The sequence below is a fragment of the Amycolatopsis sp. NPDC104863 genome, from assembly GCF_055582965.1.
The window spans coordinates 104,775-121,855 of the sequence record NZ_JBVJOW010000009.1; the positions used below are offsets into that span (position 1 = coordinate 104,775).

Genomic DNA, 17,081 nt, shown 5'->3' on the forward strand with positions numbered 1-17,081 from the left:
GTGGCTGCCCAGGAGTTCCGGAGCTTCACCCACCCGGTGACCAACTTCGGCGAGCTGAGCGCGGGTGACGCCCGGTCGCAGCTGGCCGGCTTGCTCGAGGGCGAGCTGCCGGACTCGACCTGGCCGGCGTTCGTCCACGAGCTGACGCACCACTGGTGCTTCACCTCCCCGGTCGGCACGGCCTTGACGTACTTGTACTTCCGGCCCGTCCTTCCCCTGATCACCGAAGAATCGGCGGGCTCCGAAGAGGTGATCTTCAGTTCCGGGCTGGATTTCGTGGCCTACGACATCGCGTCGGGCATGCTGTGGCCGATCATCGAAGGCCTGGCGTTGTTCGCCGAATTCGACACGATTCCCAGCCGGGCGGCCGACGTTTGTTCCACACCCATGAAATGGACGTTCCTCCTCTACGCGCGGCGCCTGCTCAAGAGCGTGCCGGCCACCGGGAACGCGTCGGAACAGCTCGACGAAGCGGTGATGTTCTACCTCATCAAGAACCGGACCAGTCCCCGGCTCGTCAAGCGCAAGTCGAACGTGCTGGCCCAACCGCTCCTCGCGGCCCGGGAGGGGTACCTCGGCGGTTACCTCCTGGTCAAGAACCTCTGGATCTCGCTGGCGCTGCGCGACGAACGCCTGGCCGACACCGACGTCTTCCTGCTCTTCGCCGTGCACTACTTCTTCTCCGACTTCGTTCTGGTGGCACGTCTGCTGGAGCCGGACGACGGCCGGAACGAACGGTGGCTCGTGGTCCGCAAGCACCTCTTCGACTCCCTGGACCGCCTCGCGACCATCACCGCGGCCGAGCTCCGGCCGATGGTCGACTACGTGCTGACCGCCGGACCGTCCGGCCCGGGCGCCTACCTGCCGTGGCGGTCGCGGGCCGAGCAGCGGGCCGGTTTCGAGGGGCTGCTGCACGCTTCCGGTGACTCCGAGCTGTGGCGGCAGGGTGTCGAGCACCTGCTCGACGAGTACGCCTCGCTCGTCGAGCTGGCCGACCACAGCGACCACGGCGCGTTCGGGAGCCGCCTGATGTGGCTGATGACGCAGCGGGACGCGTTCTGCGTCATCCACGAGCCGGTCCGGGTCCACGTCAGCGCGAGCGGCCGCCTCGCCGCCCAGCTGCGCGGCTCGCCGGTCATGTCCGCGCCGGCCGTCGACGGCTTCCACCGGGCGGCGGGAACCTACGACGGGACCATCAGCGGGTACGTCCTGCCCGGGATGGACACCGTTTTCGTGTCGATCGCCGTGGACGGCGAGATCGGCGCGCTGGTGCTGCCCGGGCCCCTGCCCGAGCCGGTCGAACGGCAGCTCCGCGGCTACCACATGGACGGACCCGGCACGCTGGAGAGCCTTCGCGAACTGCGGCGGTTCGCGCGCGACCGCGTCGCCGCCGACCCGGTCGTGCAGGCCCTCATCGACGTCGGCGCGCGGAACGTCACCGAGTGGCAGCAGCGGCTCGCCGCCGACCACGCGCTGCCGCACGTCGAGGCGGAGCGCCGCGACGAGGTGACGAAGCTGTTGAACGAGGCCGGGTTCGGCGGAGTGCTGGGCTCGGCGGGCCGGCTGCGCGGCCTCGCCATGGCTTCCCTGCTGGCGTCCGTCCGGCTGACGAGGAAGAACAGCGCCGCGCTGTTCGACGCCCAGCGGCAGAGCCACCGGTGCCCGGACGACTTCGCCACGCTGGTCGAGTTCGTCCGGAAGCGGGGACGCGCGGTGCTCAACGACCCGCTGCTCGCCGACTGGGGCTCGGGGCTGCTCAGCATGGTGTGACCGGAGAGGTGGTGGCAGATGACGGACCTGACGCGGCGGATCGACGCCCTGCGGGCCGAGCTGGGACTGGTGACCGAAGACGACCGCGCCGTCGTCGTCGACGAGCTCGGCCGGCTCAACCGGGAAAAGGTGCTGGCGCCCCGGGAACCGCCCGATCCGGCGGACTGGATGCCGCTGTCCGTCGTGACGTACCGCCGGCCGGTCGGCACGGTTCCCTTGCGAGAGACCAAAGACGTGGTGAAGGCGTTCTTCTGGGCCTTCGCCGCCGGCCTTGCGTCGGGCCCGGTGCCCGACCAGTTCGTGGCGCTCGTCCGGCTGCGGATCGACGACGAAGCGTTGAGCTTGACCCTGATGTGCCCCTACGAAGCTCCGGTGCGCTTCGTGCACGACATGTCCACTGTGGACCTGACCGGTCCGGCCGGCGCCGCGGTCGAGCGCCGCGTCCACGACCTGGAGATCCACCACAGGTACAGCCTCACCGACGACCTCCTGCTGCCGGTCGTGGTCGACCGCGACCGGTCGGCGAACCGGTTGTCCCTGCTCAACCGCAACCAGTTCGACGACCCCGACCAGTTCATCACCCCGGCGTCGCTCGGGACGACGTCCGGGTTCCTGAACTTCGTCGGCGCGATCCAGATCGCGTACGGGGTGCAGGGGCGCCGGAAGGTGGTTTTCGAGAATCCGGAAGCGCTGATGAACCAGGGGTTCGACGACTGGTTCCGGTGGATGTACTCGTTCGTCGAGGAGGGGGCGCTTTTCGAACCCGAGCGGCTGTACGTGAACCGGGAGGACCCCGAGAAGTACCGGTACGCCGTGCGCGCCGAAACGTAGCTGAGCGCGCTGCTCGACCAGAGCGATGAGGGTCGTTCCGCCACCGCCGGAAGCGGGGACCCGTACGCTGAGGCGAATGAGCGCGGTATCCACCCCGGAGCAGTCGATGGTCGAAACCCGGCACCAGACCCGGTTGCTCACGCTGCTTCGCGACGAGGGCCCGATGTCGCGGGTCGAGCTGGGCGAGCGGCTCGAGCTGCCGCGTGCCCGCGTCGGGGCCGAAGTGGCCCGGCTCGACGAGGTCGGCCTCGTCGAAACCGCCGGGCCGTCCGCCAGCCGGGGCGGGCGCCGGTCGACCTTGGTGCGGCTTTCGGGTGAACTGCGGGTGCTCGCGGTGGACGTCGGCGCGACGTCGGTCGGGGTGGCCGTCACCGACGCTTCGTGCGAGGTGCTCGCGCACACCGTCGAAGACTGCGACGTCCGGCAGGGGCCGCACCCGGTGCTGCGGCGGGTGGCCGAGCTGGCGGCGAAGGTCCGGGACGCCGCGCCCGGCAAGCTGGTCGCCGCGGGCATCGGGCTGCCGGGGCCGGTCAGCTTCGCCGAAGGCATGGCCGTCGCCCCGCCGATCATGCCCGGCTGGGACCGGTTCAACGTGCGGGACCACCTCGGCGGACTCTGGGGCTGCCCGGTGGCGGTCGACAACGACGTCAACGCGATGGCGCTCGGCGAACGGCACGCCGGGGTCGCGCGCTCGACCGACGACCTGATGTTCGTCAAGATCGGCACCGGGATCGGCTGCGGGATCGTGCTCGGCGGCAAGGTCTACCGCGGGGTCGCCGGCACGGCGGGCGACATCGGGCACATCCGCCTCGACGACTACGGCCCGACCTGCGCCTGCGGGGAGGTCGGCTGCCTGGAGGCCTACTTCGGCGGGGCCGCGCTGGCCCGCGACGGGCTGGCCCTGGCCCGCAGCGGCCGCTCGGCCCACCTCGCCGAGGTGGCCGCCGAACACGGGGCGGTCACCGCCCGCGACGTCGGCCGCGCGGCCGCGGCGGGCGATTTCGGCGCGGTCAACCTGATCCGCGACGGCGGGCGCCGGCTCGGCCAGGTCGTCGCGTCGCTGGTCTCGTTCATCAACCCGGGCATGGTGGTGATCGGCGGCGGGGTCGCGCAGCTCGGGCACCAGTTGCTCGCCGAGCTGCGCAGCGCGGTGTACCGCCGGTCGCTGCCGCTGGCGACGGGCAACCTGCCGATCGTGCTGTCCGAGCTGGGGGACACGGCTGGGGTCATCGGTGCGGCTTGGTCGGCGACGGATCGGGCGTTCACGCTCAGCAGCTGACCCTGGCAAGAGGTCTGCCGCGGCTGGGGGGGGGGGGGGGGGGGGGGGGGGGAGGGCCCCCCCCCCCCCCCCCCCCCCCCCCCCCCCCCCCTGCGGTAGGAGTCTCACCCTCGGTTGCTGACCCTGTCCTCGCAGTAGCGCTCAAACCGGACAGACTTTTGCACTCTCGAATCGAAAGTCTGCACACTTCCGCGCGTCTATCCGGGTGAAAACGGGACTTAACACGCCGTCTTCACCTTGACGGGTGATGGCCGTCACCCTACTTTCGCATCCTGCGTGACAAAGTCCGTTCAAAGCGCAGCTTAGGTGAGGGCAATGTGGCCAAGACCGGTGCCAGGCGAGCCGAACCGGTGAGCCCGCGTACGGCCAACCTGGCCGCCGTCCTGCGGGCGCTCCGCGGCGGACCGCTCTCGCGCACGCAGCTGGCAGCCCGCTGCGGGGTCGCGAAGTCGGCGGTTCCCGGCCTGCTCGCCGAGCTCGCCGAGCGGGGTCTCGTCCGGCCCGCCGGGGTCCTCCCCGGCAATGGCCGCCCGAGCCGGCTGGTCGAGCTGGACGGCGAAGACGCGTACGCGCTGGCGCTGAGCATCGAGGCCGACCGGCTGTCGGCCGTGGTCACCGACCTGTCCGGCCGGGTCCTGGCCGAGCACGCCGAGACCGTCGACGTCGCCGCGGCCGGGCTGCAGCGGGGCATGGACGAGCTCGCCCACCTCGCCCACCGCGTGCTGCCCGGCCCGCCCGTCGGCGTCGCGATCTCGGTGCCCGGGCTGGTCGACTCGGCCGCCGCCGTGCTGCGGTTCGCCCCCGCCCTGCGGTGGCGCGACGCGGAGATCGCCGGTCTGATGGCGGCGCGCCTGAACCTGCCCGTCGACGCGGTCGCCGTCGACAACGAAGCCAACCTGGGCGCGCTCGCCGAGTCGCTCACCGGGCCTGGCGAGCTGTTCTACCTCAGCGGCGGGACGGCCGTCGGCGGCGGGCTCGTGTCCGGCGGGGCGATCCTGCGCGGCGCGCGGGGTTTCGCGGGCGAGGTCGGGCACATCAACGTCGACCCGTCCGGCGAGCGCTGCGCCTGCGGCCGGACCGGCTGCCTCGAGACCAAGGCGAACCTGGCCGCCGTTCTGCGCGCGGCGGCGGCGCCGGGGGACCGGCTGCAGGACCCCGCGCTCGGCGTGGCCGAGCGGGTCGCGCTGCTCACCGAGCGCGTCCGCCTCGGCGACCAGCGGGCCGTCACCGCGGTGCACGAGCTGGGTGTCGCACTCGGCGTCGCACTGTCCACTGTGGTCGACGTGCTCGACCCGGACGTCGTGGTGCTGGGCGGGTACTTCGCCGAGCTCGGGCCGTGGCTGGTCGAACCGGTCCGCGTCGAGCTCTCCGCCCGGCCCCTGGGCCACGCCCGGGTGGTGCCGTCCGAGCTCGGCCTCGAAGCTCCCCTGCGGGGCGCCGCGCACGTCGCGGCCGAACGGCTCTTCGCCGACCCGACCCTCGTCCCCGCCACCGAGGAGGCCTCGGTATGAGCCTGCTTTCCGTCCGCGGGATCGTGAAGTCCTTCCCGGGGGTGCGCGCGCTCGACGGGGTCGACCTCGACGTCGAACCCGGCGAGGTGCACTGCCTGCTCGGCCAGAACGGCGCCGGGAAGTCGACGCTGATCAAGGTCCTCGCCGGCGCGCACCAGCCGGACGCGGGGGAGATCACCTGGCAGGGCGAGCCGGCCAACCTCGGCTCCCCGGTCGACGCGCTGCGCCTGGGCATCGCCACCATGTACCAGGAGCTCGACCTCGTGCCCGGGCTTTCGGTGGCGGACAACATCTTCCTCGGCCACGAGCGCGCCCGCTTCGGGTTCACGCGGATCTCCCAGGCCCGCGACGAAGCCGCCCGGCTGATGGCTCGGCTGGGACACCCCGGCATCCGGCCGTCGGACGAGGTCGGCCGGCTCTCGGCGGCGGGCCAGCAGCTCGTCTCGATGGCCCGCGCGCTGGCCCACGACGCCAAGCTGCTCGTGATGGACGAGCCCACCGCCGCGCTGGCCGGCGAGGAGGTCGACAACCTCTTCCGCATCGTCGGCGAGCTGACCGCGGACGGCGTCGCGGTCGTCTACATCTCGCACCGGCTCGAGGAGCTGCGCCGGATCGGGCACCGGGTGACCGTGCTCAAGGACGGCCGGACCGTCGGCACCGGGCTCGACGCGCGCACCACGCCGACCGCCGATCTCGTCGCGCTGATGGCCGGACGCAAGGTGGAGACGGTCTTCGGGCCGCGTCACGACGGCCACGCCGACCGGAGCAAGCGGGCACTCGAGGTCGAGGGCCTGTCCCGCGCCGGGGAGTTCGAGAACGTGAGCTTCACCGTCCACGCCGGGGAGGTCGTCGGGATCGCCGGCCTGGTCGGGTCCGGCCGCAGCGAGCTGCTGGAGACGATCTTCGGCGCGCGCAAGGCCGACCGCGGAACCGTCGCGGTGGACGGGAAGCCGCTGAGCCCGGGCGACATCCGGGCCGCCGTCAAGGCCGGTGTCGGGCTCGCCCCGGAGGAGCGCAAGAGCCAGGGCCTGCTGCTCGACCTGCCGGTGGTGCACAACGTGACCCTCGCGAGCCTCGGCCGCTACGCGAAGCTCGGGTTCACCGAGCGCGGCAAGGAGCTCGACGACGCCGGCGCCAGCCTGCGCCGTCTCGACCTGCGCCCGGCCGACCCGCGCCGGATCGTCCGCACGCTCTCGGGCGGCAACCAGCAGAAGGCGGTGCTCGCCCGCTGGCTGGTCCGCGGCTGCCGGGTGCTGCTGCTGGACGAGCCCACGCGCGGGGTCGACGTCGGCGCGCGCGCCGAGCTGTACCGGCTGATCGACGAGCTGGCCGCGACCGGCGTCGCGATCGTGCTGGTGTCCAGTGAGATCCCCGAGGTGCTGGGGCTGTCCGACCGGGTGCTGGTGCTGCGCGAGGGCCGGGTCCTCGCCGACCGGCCCTCCGGCGGGCTGACCGAGGCCGCGGTGCTCGACGTGATTCTCGAGGGGAGTGCGGCATGACCGACACCGAAGCGCCACCACGCAAGGCGGTGACCACCGAAGGACGGCGGTTCGCCTTCCGGGCCGACCCGCGGCTGCTCGGCCTGGCCGCCGTGCTCGTCGTGCTGTGCCTGGTCGGTCAGTTCACCCGGCCCGAGCTGTTCTTCACCGAAAGCAACATCTCCACGATCCTGCGGCTGGCCGCGGCGATCGGGGTGGTGAGCGTCGGGATGACGTTCGTGATCATCAGCGGCGGCATCGACCTGTCCGTCGGCTCGATCGTCGCGCTCTCCAGCGTCTGGCTGACGACCCTGGCCACGCAGTCCTACGGGCCGTGGGTGATGGTCCTCTGTGGACTCGCCGTCGGCCTCGGCTGCGGGCTGGTCAACGGCGTGCTCGTCTCCTACGGCAAGGTCGTGCCGTTCATCGCGACGCTCGCGATGTACGTCTCGGCGCGCGGGCTCGCCGAACGGCTCAGCGGCCGCCGCACGCAGGTGGTCGCCGACCAGGACTTCCTCACCTTCTTCCGCGGTGACCTGCTGGGCATCCCGGTGCTGATCTGGCTGTTCGCGCTCGTGTTCGCGGTCGGCTGGGTGGTGCTCAACCGCACCACCTTCGGGCGGCGGACCTACGCGGTCGGCGGCAACGCCGAGGCGTCGCGGCTGGCCGGCATCAACGTCAAGCGCCACCTCGCGCTCGTGTACGGCGTCGCCGGGCTGTGCTGCGGGATCGCCGCGCTCATGGTCGTCGCGCGGACGACCGCCGGCGCGTCGACCAACGGCATGTTCTACGAGCTCGACGCGATCGCGGCGGTGGTCATCGGCGGCACGCTGCTCACCGGCGGCCGCGGCTCGCTGATCGGCACCCTGATCGGCGTGCTGATCTTCACCGTGCTGTCCAACCTCTTCACGCTCAACAACCTGGACACCGACATCCAGAACATCGCCAAGGGCGTGATCATCGTCCTCGCCGTGCTCTTGCAGTTCCGGGCCAGGAAAGCCAGGACCGGTCCGTAGTACCACCTTTGGAGGCCGTCATGACCGAACAACCCTTCCTCGGCCGCCGGGGATTCCTGCTGGGCGGGGCCGCCGTCGGCGCCGGCGCGCTGCTGGCCGGCTGCACGTCGAACACGCCCGCGAACTCGGAGTCCAACGCGCCGGTCGCCAACGCGGGCAACAACGCCCAGCCCGGAAAGCCCGTCACCATCGGCTTTTCCGCGCCGGCCGCCGACCACGGCTGGATCGCGGCGATCACCAAGAACGCCAAGGCCCAGGCGCAGAAGTTCACCGAGGTGAAGTTCAACGCCACCGAGGGCACCAACGACGTCAACCAGCAGATCTCCCAGGTGGAGACGCTGATCAACGCCAAGGTCGACGTCCTGGTGATCCTGCCCTTCGACGGCAAGGCGCTCACCTCGGCCGGGCAGCAGGCGATGGACGCCGGCATCCCGGTCATCAACCTCGACCGCGTCTTCGACACCCCGCTCGCGTATAGAACCTGGATCGGCGGCGACAACTACCGGATGGGCGTCAACGCGGGCAACTACCTCGTCGCGGAGCTCAAGAAGAAGAACGTCGCGAACCCGATCATCGGCGAGGTCGCCGGGATCGACTCGCTGCCGCTGACCCAGGAACGCAGCAAGGGCTTCGCGGACGCGCTCGGGCGGGCCGGGTTCAAGGTCGGGCCGCGGGTTTCGGCGCAGTTCACCTCGGAGTCTGGTGAGCAGCAGACGGCGAACCTGCTCCAGGGCGCGCCCAAGCTGGACGCGCTGTGGAACCACGACGACGACCAGGGCATCGGCGTCAACGCGGCGATCGACACCGCGGGCCGCAAGGAGTTCATCATGGTCGGCGGCGCCGGCTCGAAGAACATGATGAACCTGATCAAGGCCGACAGCTCGCCGATCAAGGCGACCGTGCTCTACAGCCCGTCGATGGCCTCGACGGCGATCGCCCTCGCGCGCCTGCTCGGGCAGGGCAAGGGGATCGGCGACCTGGCCGAGCACGACATCCCGGCCGAGATCACCACCTATTCCGCGGTGGTCACCAAGGAGAACGTCGACCAGTACCTCGACGTCGGCTTCGACTCCTGACCTGGTTCTCGCACGCACGTATCAAAGGAGGGGTATGAGCCCGGCACGGGAAACCATCGGGATCGGGATGGTGGGCCACGCGTTCATGGGTGCGGTGCATTCGCACGCCTGGCGCAGCGTCCACCGGTTCTTCGACCCACCGCTGGTGCCGCGACTCGCCGTCCTCGCCGGTCGCGACGAGAAGCGGGCCAGTGACGCGGCGGCCAAGTTCGGCTGGGAGGCCGTCGAGACCGACTGGCGGAAGCTGATCGCCCGCGACGACGTCGGCCTGGTCGACGTCTGCACCCCGGGGGACAGCCACGCGGAGATCGCGATCGCCGCGCTGGACGCCGGGAAGCACGTGCTGTGCGAGAAACCCCTGGCCAACTCGGTCGCGGAGGCCGAGGCGATGGCCGAGGCGGCGCGGAAGGCCCGGGAACGCGGGGTCCGGGCCATGGTCGCCTTCAACTACCGCCGGGTGCCCGCGCTCGCGCACGCCAGGAAACTGGTCGCGAGCGGGGCGCTCGGCGAGATCCGGCACGTGCGGTCGGTGTACCTGCAGGACTGGCTGTCGGACCCGCAGGCGCCGATGACCTGGCGGCTGCGGCGCGAATCGGCCGGCTCGGGCGCGCTGGGCGACCTCGGCGCGCACATCGTCGACGCCGCGCAGTTCGTCACCGGCGAGACGATCACCGGGGTTTCCGCGCTGACGAACACCTTCGTGAAGCAGCGGCCGTCCGAGACCGGCGGGACGGACGACGTGACGGTCGACGACACCGCGTTGTTCCTGGCCCGGCTGTCCGGGGGAGCCGTGGCGAGCTTCGAGGCGACGCGGTTCGCGCTCGGCCGCAAGAACGCGATGCGGCTGGAGGTCAACGGGTCGAAGGCGAGCCTGGCGTTCGACTTCGAGTCGATGAACGAGCTGCAGTGGTACGAGGGCGGCGGCACCGAGGCCGGTTTCCGCCGCATCCTCGTCACCGAGCCCGAGCACCCGTACGTCGGGGTGTGGTGGCCGCCGGGCCACCTCCTCGGGTACGAGCACACGTTCACCAACGAGGTCGCGGATCTCCTGCAGGCCATCGGCACGGGCACCGATCCCGAGCCGAGCTTCGAGGACGGCCTGCGGGTCCAGCGCGTGCTGCACGCGGTGGAGGTAAGCGCTTCCGCCGAAGCCGCCTGGACCGCGGTGGAGGCGTCCGCATGAGCCGTCCGGTCACGCTCTTCACCGGCCAGTGGGCGGACCTGCCGTTCACCGAAGTCTGCAAGCTCGCCTCGGAGTGGGGGTACGACGGCCTCGAGATCGCCTGCTCCGGCGACCACTTCGAGGTCGACCGGGCACTGTCCGAAGAGGACTACGTGCCGGGACGGCTGGCGCTGCTCGCCGAGCACGGGCTCAAGGTGTGGGCGATCTCGAACCACCTCGTCGGGCAGGCCGTCTGCGACGACCCGATCGACCACCGGCACCGCGCGATCCTCCCGTCCCGGATCTGGGGTGACGGCGAACCCGAGGGCGTCCGGCAGCGGGCGGCCGCGGAAATGGCCGACACCGCGCGGGCGGCGGCGAAGCTCGGCGTGGACACCGTCATCGGCTTCACCGGGTCGAAGATCTGGCAGTACGTCGCGATGTTTCCGCCGGTCACGGCCGATGTCATCGTTGACGGTTACGACGACTTCGCGCGCCGCTGGAACCCGATCCTCGACGTCTTCGACGAGGTCGGCGTCCGGTTCGCGCACGAGGTGCACCCGTCGGAGATCGCGTACGACTACTGGACGACCAAGCGGGCTCTCGAGGCCGTGGACCACCGGCCCGCGTTCGGGCTGAACTGGGACCCGTCGCACTTCGTCTGGCAGGACCTCGACCCGGTCGGGTTCATCCTCGACTTCGCCGACCGGATCTACCACGTCGACTGCAAGGACACGAGGAAGCGCTTCGACGGCCGCAACGGCCGGCTCGGCTCGCACCTGGCGTGGGCCGATCCGCGGCGGGGCTGGGACTTCGTGTCCGTCGGCCACGGCGACGTCCCCTGGGAGGACTGCTTCCGGGCGCTGAACTCGATCGGCTACACCGGTCCCGTCTCGGTGGAGTGGGAAGACGCCGGGATGGACCGCCTCCGCGGCGCGGCGGAGGCGGTGAAGTACCTGCGCGAGCACCTGTTCGACCAGCCGTCGGCGGCTTTCGACGCGGCTTTCAGCAACCAGAGATGAGGGAGTTCCATGTGCGGTGACAGGCCAGAGCAGCACTCCCGAAGGACGTTCCTGAACGTGGCGACGGCGGCCCTCACGGTGGGGGCCGCGGCCATCGTGCTGCCCGGCACCGCGGACGCGGCCCAGGCCCGGCAGCGGGTCCCGATCGACAAGATCAGCATCCAGCTCTACTCGCTGCGGTCCCTGCTGCAGAACGACCCCGAAGGCACGCTCTCCGCGCTGGCCGACATCGGCTACCGGAAGGTCGAGCTGGCCGGGACGTACGGCCGCAGCGCCGCCGAGTTCCGCGCCATCCTCGACCGCAACCACATCAAGGCGTCCTCGACGCACGTCGGCATCGACGGCGACCTGAACCAGACCATCGCCGACGCGAAGGTCCTCGGCAACCGCTCCGTCGTGGTGCCGTACGCGAACTTCGGCACCATCGCCGAGTGGGAGGCCTTCGCGGGGCGCATGAACACCGCGGCCGTCGCCTTCAAGAAGGCCGGGCTCAAGCTCGGTTACCACAACCACGACCACGAGTTCGCCCCGATCGGCGGGGTGGTCCCGTACGACGTCCTCACGAAGAACACGAACAAGCGGGACGTGCACCTGGAGATCGACCTCTTCTGGGCGGTCAACGGCGGCGCGGACCCGGTCGAGCTGTTCCGGCGCAACTACCCGCGCGTCACCCAGTACCACGTGAAGGACCGGACCGCGGACGGCCAGATGGTCGACCCCGGCGCCGGCGTCATCAACTTCCCGCGCATCTTCGCCGCGTCCTGTCACAACATCGGCGAGTACATCGTCGAGCACGACCAGCCGGCCGACCCGCTCAACACCGCCAAGGTCGGCTTCGAGTACCTCCGCACCGTACGGTTCTGAGACCCCGGGGGAAATCCACATGCGAGTGTCACGTCGGTCGATGCTGGCCGGAACCGCCGCGGGGGTGCTCGTGCCCGCCATCGGCGTGGGCGCCGACTCGGCGTCGGCGGCGGGTCTGACCCGCAAGATCACGATCTACGCGGAAGCGCTTCCCGGCGGCCTCTACGGCTACGGCCTCGAGCCGGGCAAGGCCACGATCCCGGGGCCGCTGCTGGAGATCTACGAGGCCGACACCCTCGAGATCGAACTGGTCAACCGGACCGACCAGCGGCTGTCGATCCACCCGCACGGCGTCAACTACGACACCGCGTCCGACGGCGCCCCGCTCAACGCGTCGTTCAACAACCCGGGTGAGACGCGGACCTACACCTGGAAGACGCGGACCCGCTACGAGGCGAGCGGCGGGTTCTGGATGCCGGGCAGCGCCGGCTACTGGCACTACCACGACCACGCGATGGGCACCGACCACGGCACCGCCGGGCTCGCGCGCGGGCTCTACGGCGGGCTGATCGTGCGCAAGCGCGGGGACCTGTTGCCCAGCAGGCAGTACACGGTCGTGTTCAACGAGATGATGATCAACCACAAGATGGCGCCCGACACCCCGATCCTCGAGGCGCGGCTCGGCGAGCGCGTCGAGTGGGTGTGCGTCGGGTACGGCAGCCTGCCGCACACGTTCCACCTGCACGGGCACCGCTGGGCCGACACCCGGACCGGGATGTTGAGCAGTGCCACCGACAACGTGCAGGCCGTCGACAACAAGAACCTCGACCCCGGCAGCTCGTTCGGCTTCCAGATCATCGCCGGCGAGGGTGTCGGGCCGGGGGTGTGGATGTACCACTGCCACGTCCAGACCCACTCCGACGGCGGGATGGTGGGCGTGTTCCTGGTCCGCAACGCCGACGGCAGCCTGCCGGACGGCGCGCAGGAGGCGCTCGACCGGTTCAAGGAGCACGGCCACGCCGGGCACGACATGAACCCCGACGGCCGCACCCATGCTTAGGAGGGAACGGATCATGAAGAGACGATGGTTCGGCAGGCGCGGGGCGCTCGTGCTCGCCATCGGGGCGGTGCTCGCGGCCGGGGCCCCGCTGATCGTGCAGCCGGTGGCCCAGGCGGCGCCCGCCGCGGTGAACGTCCCGGTCAACGTGCTGGTCTTCCACGGCGCGGCGGGCGACCAGAAGGACCCGGTGCTGCGCGCGGCGGACGCGATCGCGCGGCTCGGGTCGGACAACGGCATCACGGTGACGGCGTCGTCCGACCCCGCCGTGTTCAGCGCGGCCAACCTCGCGCGGTACCGCGGTGTGGTGTTCCTGTCCGCGCAGGGTGTCACGCTCGCGCGGGAGCAGGAAGCCGCGCTGCAGGCCTACATGAAGGCCGGCGGCGGGTTCCTCGGCATCTCCGACGCGGCCCGCGCGCAGGACTCGTCCCAGTGGTTCACCGGCCTGATCGGCGCCCGCCCGGTCGGCGCGCGGCCGACCCCCGAGGCCGTGGCTTCGGTGACGGCCAGCGCGGAGAACCCGCCGAACGAGACCAAGGAGAAACTGGCCGACAACAACGAGAACACCAAGTGGCTGACGTTCGCGACGACCGGCTGGGCGGCCTACAAGCTGGCCACCCCGGTCGCGGTCAGCAGCTACTCGCTGGTGTCGGCGAACGACTTCCCGGGCCGCGACCCGAAGAGCTGGACCCTGCAGGGCTCGGCCGACGGGCAGACCTGGACCGACCTGGACACCCGCACGAACGAGGTGTTCACCGACCGGTTCCAGACCCGGACCTTCACCTTCGCCAATACGACGGTCTACCCGAACTACCGGCTGAACATCACCGCGAACTCGGGTGAGCCGCTCATCCAGCTCGCCGACCTCAAGCTGTTCAAGGACACCTCGACGACCCCGCCGCCGCCCGAGCCGGCGCCGCAGCAGGCCGTCGTCGACGTCCTCGACGCCCAGCACCCGGCCACCGCCGGGCTGCCGCAGAACTGGACGCGCACGGACCGCTGGCTCAACTGGGAGTCCAACCCGGTCGGCACCGTCCACACGGTCGCGCAGGTCGAGGAGAAGGGCTACAACCCGGGGGTCGGCGCGAACGGCGCGTTCCACCCGATCTCCTGGTGCCGTGACTACGACGGCGGCCGCTCCTTCTACACCGGCATGGGCCGCACCGAAGGATCGTACGGCGAAGCGCAGTTCCGCAACCACCTGCTCGGCGCGCTGCGCTGGACGACCGGCATGGTGCGCGGCGACTGCCAGGCCGGCATCGCGGCGAACTACAAGGTCGAGCGGCTGACCGGCAAGAACGCGGCCGGGCAGCTCGACCAGATCGGCGAGCCGCACGGGCTGACCATCGCGCCGGACGGCAAGGTGTTCTACATCGGCAAGGCGGCCTGCCCGACCGGGCCGATCGTCAGCTGGGACGACCCGAACGTCGGCCTCGGCTGCGGCACGGTCCACCAGTGGGACCCGGTCACCAAGAAGGTCAAGCTGCTCACGACCTTGCCGGTGATGGGCAACCGCGGCAGCGGTGACGAGCTCGTCAAGAACGAAGAGGGCCTGCTCGGGCTGACGCTGGACCCGAAGTTCACCGAAAACGGCTACATGTACGCCTACTGGATGCCGCACGCGTCGATCGACCGCGACAAGCGGATCGGCAAGCGCACGGTGTCCCGCTTCACCTACGACCTGGCGAAGCAGACGCTCGACCAGGCCACCCGCAAGGACCTGCTGTCCTGGGACGTCCAGATCCACAGCTGCTGCCACGCGGGCGGCGGCATGGCGTTCGACAAGGACGGCAACCTCTACGTCGGGTCCGGGGACAACAACTCCTCGGGCGGCTCGAACGGCTACTCGGGCAACAACTGGACGCTCGACTACAAGGGCATCTCGTTCCAGGACGCCCGCCGCACCGCGGGCAACACGAACGACCTCGACGGCAAGATCCTGCGCATCCACCCGGAGGCGAACGGGACGTACACCATCCCGCAGGGCAACCTCTTCCCGAACGGGCCGGCGGACAAGACGCGCCCGGAGATCTACGTGATGGGCGTCCGCAACATCTCCCGGTTGCAGATCGACCCGGTGCACAACTGGATGACCGCGGGCTGGGTCGGCCCCGACGCGTCTTCGCCGAGCCCGGAGCTCGGGCCGGCGAAGTACGAGACGGCGACGATCATCACCGAAGCGGGTAACCACGGCTGGCCGTACTGCATGGGCAACCGGCAGCCCTACCGCGACCGCAGCAGCACGAACGCCGCGGAGCTGACCGGCTGGTACGACTGCAACAACCCGGTCAACACCTCGCCGCGCAACACCGGCCTGGTGAACCTGCCGCCGATCAAGGACAACATGATCTGGTACTCGCCCGACGGCGGTGGCCCGGTCTTCCCCAACCGTCCCAACAGCTCCATCCCGACGTACAACGCGGCGGACGCCACCTACACCCAGCCGTACCTGCGGGGCGGCGGCCAGGCGGTCATGTCCGGGCCGACGTACCACCGCTCGCTCGTCAACACGAACAGCGGCGTCGCGTGGCCGGCGTACTGGGACAACAAGTGGTTCATCGGCGACGAGTCGAACTCCCAGAACCGGGTCGCGGTGACCGTCGACCCGGCGGGCGTGCCGACGCACCAGCCGCCGGTGTTCGCCGAGACGTTCCGCCAGATCATCCCGGGCGGCTCGGGGGACACCAAAGTGCAGAGCTGGATGGACGCCAAGTTCGGGCCGGACGGCGCGCTGTACGTGCTCGACTACGGCAACGGCTTCTTCTCGCTGGACGCCAACCAGAAGCTGCTCAAGATCAGCTACACCGGCGGCGCGCCGACCCCGGCGCCGGCCGCGTCGTCGACGCTGGTGCAGAACAAGGCGCTGACGGCGGCGTTCACCGGGTCGAAGTCCGGTGGCGTGTCCTACCGCTGGGAGTTCGGCGACGGCTCGGTGTCGACGCAGGCCGACCCGCGTCACACCTACCCGCGCACCGGGATCTTCACCGCCAAGCTGACCGTGACCTACGCGAACGGTGAGGCGGTGACCACGCGGACCGCGGTGAACGTCGGCTGCCTCGTGGCCGATCCGGGTCCGGTGGTGACCTTGGGCGACACGATCACGAAGGTGGTCAACCGCAACGCGGGTGGTGGCTGCACGGTCGACGACTTCATCGACGACGAAAGCACGTGGAGCACCCACGCGGCGTTCGTCAACCACGTCGAGCAGGCCACCGAAACGCTGTCCGACCTCGGGGTGCTCAACGACGCCGAGGTGACCGAGCTGAACTCCGCCGCCGAGGCGTCCCCGATCGGGAAGCCGGGCACCACCGGCTACGACGCGCTCTTCGACGGCACGGCGGAGTCGTTGCGCGGCTGGGAACAGGCGCCGTCGGGGCAGTTCGCGCTGCAACCCGACGGGTCGATCCGGTCGGCCGGCGGGCTCGGCATGCTCTGGTACGCCCAGCGGCAGTTCGGCGACTTCTCGGTGAAGGTCCAGTTCAAGGACATCGCGCCGGACACCTTCCGGGCCAACAGCGGCGTCTTCGTCCGGTTCCCGGACCCGCGGACCCCGCTGGAGCAGCGGCCACCGGGCAGCTGCGGCACGGTCGGCTCGGCGCGGACGTCGCAGGCGTGGGTCGCGATCTACTGCGGTCACGAGATCCAGATCTACGACGGTGACAGCGGTGAGCCGCAGAAGACCGGGTCGGTCTACAACTTCGACCCGCGCCCGCTCGACCAGGCGGGGGCGCGGCCGAAGGGGACCTGGAACGAGTACGAGATCAAGGTGGTCGGGCAGCACTACACGATGACCCGCAACGGCGTGGTGATCAACGAGTTCGACAACACGCCCGGCCAGCAGTCCTCCCGGGCCGGCGATCCGCCGACCGACCTGCGGCAGTTCGTCAGCGGGTTCATCGGGCTGCAGAACCACAGTGACAACGACCTGATCGAGTTCCGCAACATCCGGGTGCGGCAGCTGTAGTTCGGCCGCGGCGGGGGGGGGGGGGGGGGGGGGGGGGGGGGGGGGGGGGGGGGGGGGGGAAAGGACCGACCCCCCCAAAGAGGAGGGCGGCGGCGGGGTGGAATAGAAAGA

General features: G+C 70.7%; 12 protein-coding genes. All 12 read left to right on the plus strand.

From position 1 onward, the window contains the following. The 12 genes from ACZ63J_RS39080 (at position 1) to ACZ63J_RS39135 (ending at position 16,970) form a co-directional block, all read left to right on the plus strand. Positions 1-1,770 (plus strand): hypothetical protein, encoded by a 1,770-nt coding sequence (locus tag ACZ63J_RS39080; RefSeq protein ID WP_465407719.1) that lies wholly within the window; start codon positions 1-3, stop codon positions 1,768-1,770. Positions 1,771-1,788: 18 nt separating this feature from the next. Beyond that, positions 1,789-2,601 carry a hypothetical protein gene (locus ACZ63J_RS39085; protein ID WP_465407720.1) on the plus strand — a complete coding sequence of 271 codons (813 nt, stop codon included), beginning with the start codon at positions 1,789-1,791 and terminating at the stop codon, positions 2,599-2,601. Between the two features lie 106 nt (positions 2,602-2,707). Continuing rightward, complete coding sequence (locus ACZ63J_RS39090) at positions 2,708-3,880, plus strand: ROK family transcriptional regulator (protein WP_465335509.1); 1,173 nt, start codon at positions 2,708-2,710, stop codon at positions 3,878-3,880. Positions 3,881-4,230: 350 nt separating this feature from the next. Continuing rightward, entirely contained in the window at positions 4,231-5,391 is a 1,161-nt protein-coding gene (locus ACZ63J_RS39095) for an ROK family protein (RefSeq protein WP_465408969.1), read from the plus strand. Then, entirely contained in the window at positions 5,388-6,890 is a 1,503-nt protein-coding gene (locus ACZ63J_RS39100) for a sugar ABC transporter ATP-binding protein (protein ID WP_465334983.1), read from the plus strand. The genes ACZ63J_RS39095 and ACZ63J_RS39100 overlap by 4 nt, the downstream gene beginning before the upstream one ends. Continuing rightward, positions 6,887-7,885 carry an ABC transporter permease gene (locus tag ACZ63J_RS39105; RefSeq protein WP_465309635.1) on the plus strand — a complete coding sequence of 333 codons (999 nt, stop codon included), beginning with the start codon at positions 6,887-6,889 and terminating at the stop codon, positions 7,883-7,885. Before ACZ63J_RS39100 ends, ACZ63J_RS39105 begins: the two co-directional genes overlap by 4 nt. A 20-nt stretch (positions 7,886-7,905) precedes the next feature. Beyond that, positions 7,906-8,961 carry a substrate-binding domain-containing protein gene (locus ACZ63J_RS39110; protein WP_465408971.1) on the plus strand — a complete coding sequence of 352 codons (1,056 nt, stop codon included), beginning with the start codon at positions 7,906-7,908 and terminating at the stop codon, positions 8,959-8,961. Positions 8,962-8,995: 34 nt separating this feature from the next. After that, positions 8,996-10,144, plus strand: a complete 1,149-nt coding sequence (locus tag ACZ63J_RS39115) for a Gfo/Idh/MocA family protein (RefSeq protein ID WP_465408973.1) — start codon at positions 8,996-8,998, stop codon at positions 10,142-10,144. Further along, entirely contained in the window at positions 10,141-11,145 is a 1,005-nt protein-coding gene (locus ACZ63J_RS39120) for a sugar phosphate isomerase/epimerase family protein (RefSeq protein WP_465408975.1), read from the plus strand. Before ACZ63J_RS39115 ends, ACZ63J_RS39120 begins: the two co-directional genes overlap by 4 nt. 9 nt (positions 11,146-11,154) lie before the next feature. Beyond that, entirely contained in the window at positions 11,155-12,009 is an 855-nt protein-coding gene (locus ACZ63J_RS39125; protein WP_465408977.1) for a TIM barrel protein, read from the plus strand. A gap of 19 nt (positions 12,010-12,028) precedes the next feature. Further along, positions 12,029-13,009, plus strand: coding sequence for a multicopper oxidase domain-containing protein (locus tag ACZ63J_RS39130; protein WP_465334992.1), 981 nt, complete (start codon positions 12,029-12,031; stop codon positions 13,007-13,009). A gap of 13 nt (positions 13,010-13,022) precedes the next feature. After that, positions 13,023-16,970, plus strand: coding sequence for a ThuA domain-containing protein (locus ACZ63J_RS39135; RefSeq protein WP_465408979.1), 3,948 nt, complete (start codon positions 13,023-13,025; stop codon positions 16,968-16,970). The last annotated feature ends 111 nt before the right edge of the window (positions 16,971-17,081 follow it).

Coding starts and splice junctions, on each gene's coding strand:
- ACZ63J_RS39125 (WP_465408977.1), top strand. CDS start 11,155: ATGTGCGGTGACAGGCCAGAGCAGCACTCCCGAAGGACGTTCCTGAAC.
- ACZ63J_RS39120 (WP_465408975.1), top strand. CDS start 10,141: ATGAGCCGTCCGGTCACGCTCTTCACCGGCCAGTGGGCGGACCTGCCG.
- ACZ63J_RS39130 (WP_465334992.1), top strand. CDS start 12,029: ATGCGAGTGTCACGTCGGTCGATGCTGGCCGGAACCGCCGCGGGGGTG.
- ACZ63J_RS39100 (WP_465334983.1), top strand. CDS start 5,388: ATGAGCCTGCTTTCCGTCCGCGGGATCGTGAAGTCCTTCCCGGGGGTG.
- ACZ63J_RS39115 (WP_465408973.1), top strand. CDS start 8,996: ATGAGCCCGGCACGGGAAACCATCGGGATCGGGATGGTGGGCCACGCG.
- ACZ63J_RS39135 (WP_465408979.1), top strand. CDS start 13,023: ATGAAGAGACGATGGTTCGGCAGGCGCGGGGCGCTCGTGCTCGCCATC.
- ACZ63J_RS39110 (WP_465408971.1), top strand. CDS start 7,906: ATGACCGAACAACCCTTCCTCGGCCGCCGGGGATTCCTGCTGGGCGGG.
- ACZ63J_RS39105 (WP_465309635.1), top strand. CDS start 6,887: ATGACCGACACCGAAGCGCCACCACGCAAGGCGGTGACCACCGAAGGA.
- ACZ63J_RS39090 (WP_465335509.1), top strand. CDS start 2,708: ATGGTCGAAACCCGGCACCAGACCCGGTTGCTCACGCTGCTTCGCGAC.
- ACZ63J_RS39085 (WP_465407720.1), top strand. CDS start 1,789: ATGACGGACCTGACGCGGCGGATCGACGCCCTGCGGGCCGAGCTGGGA.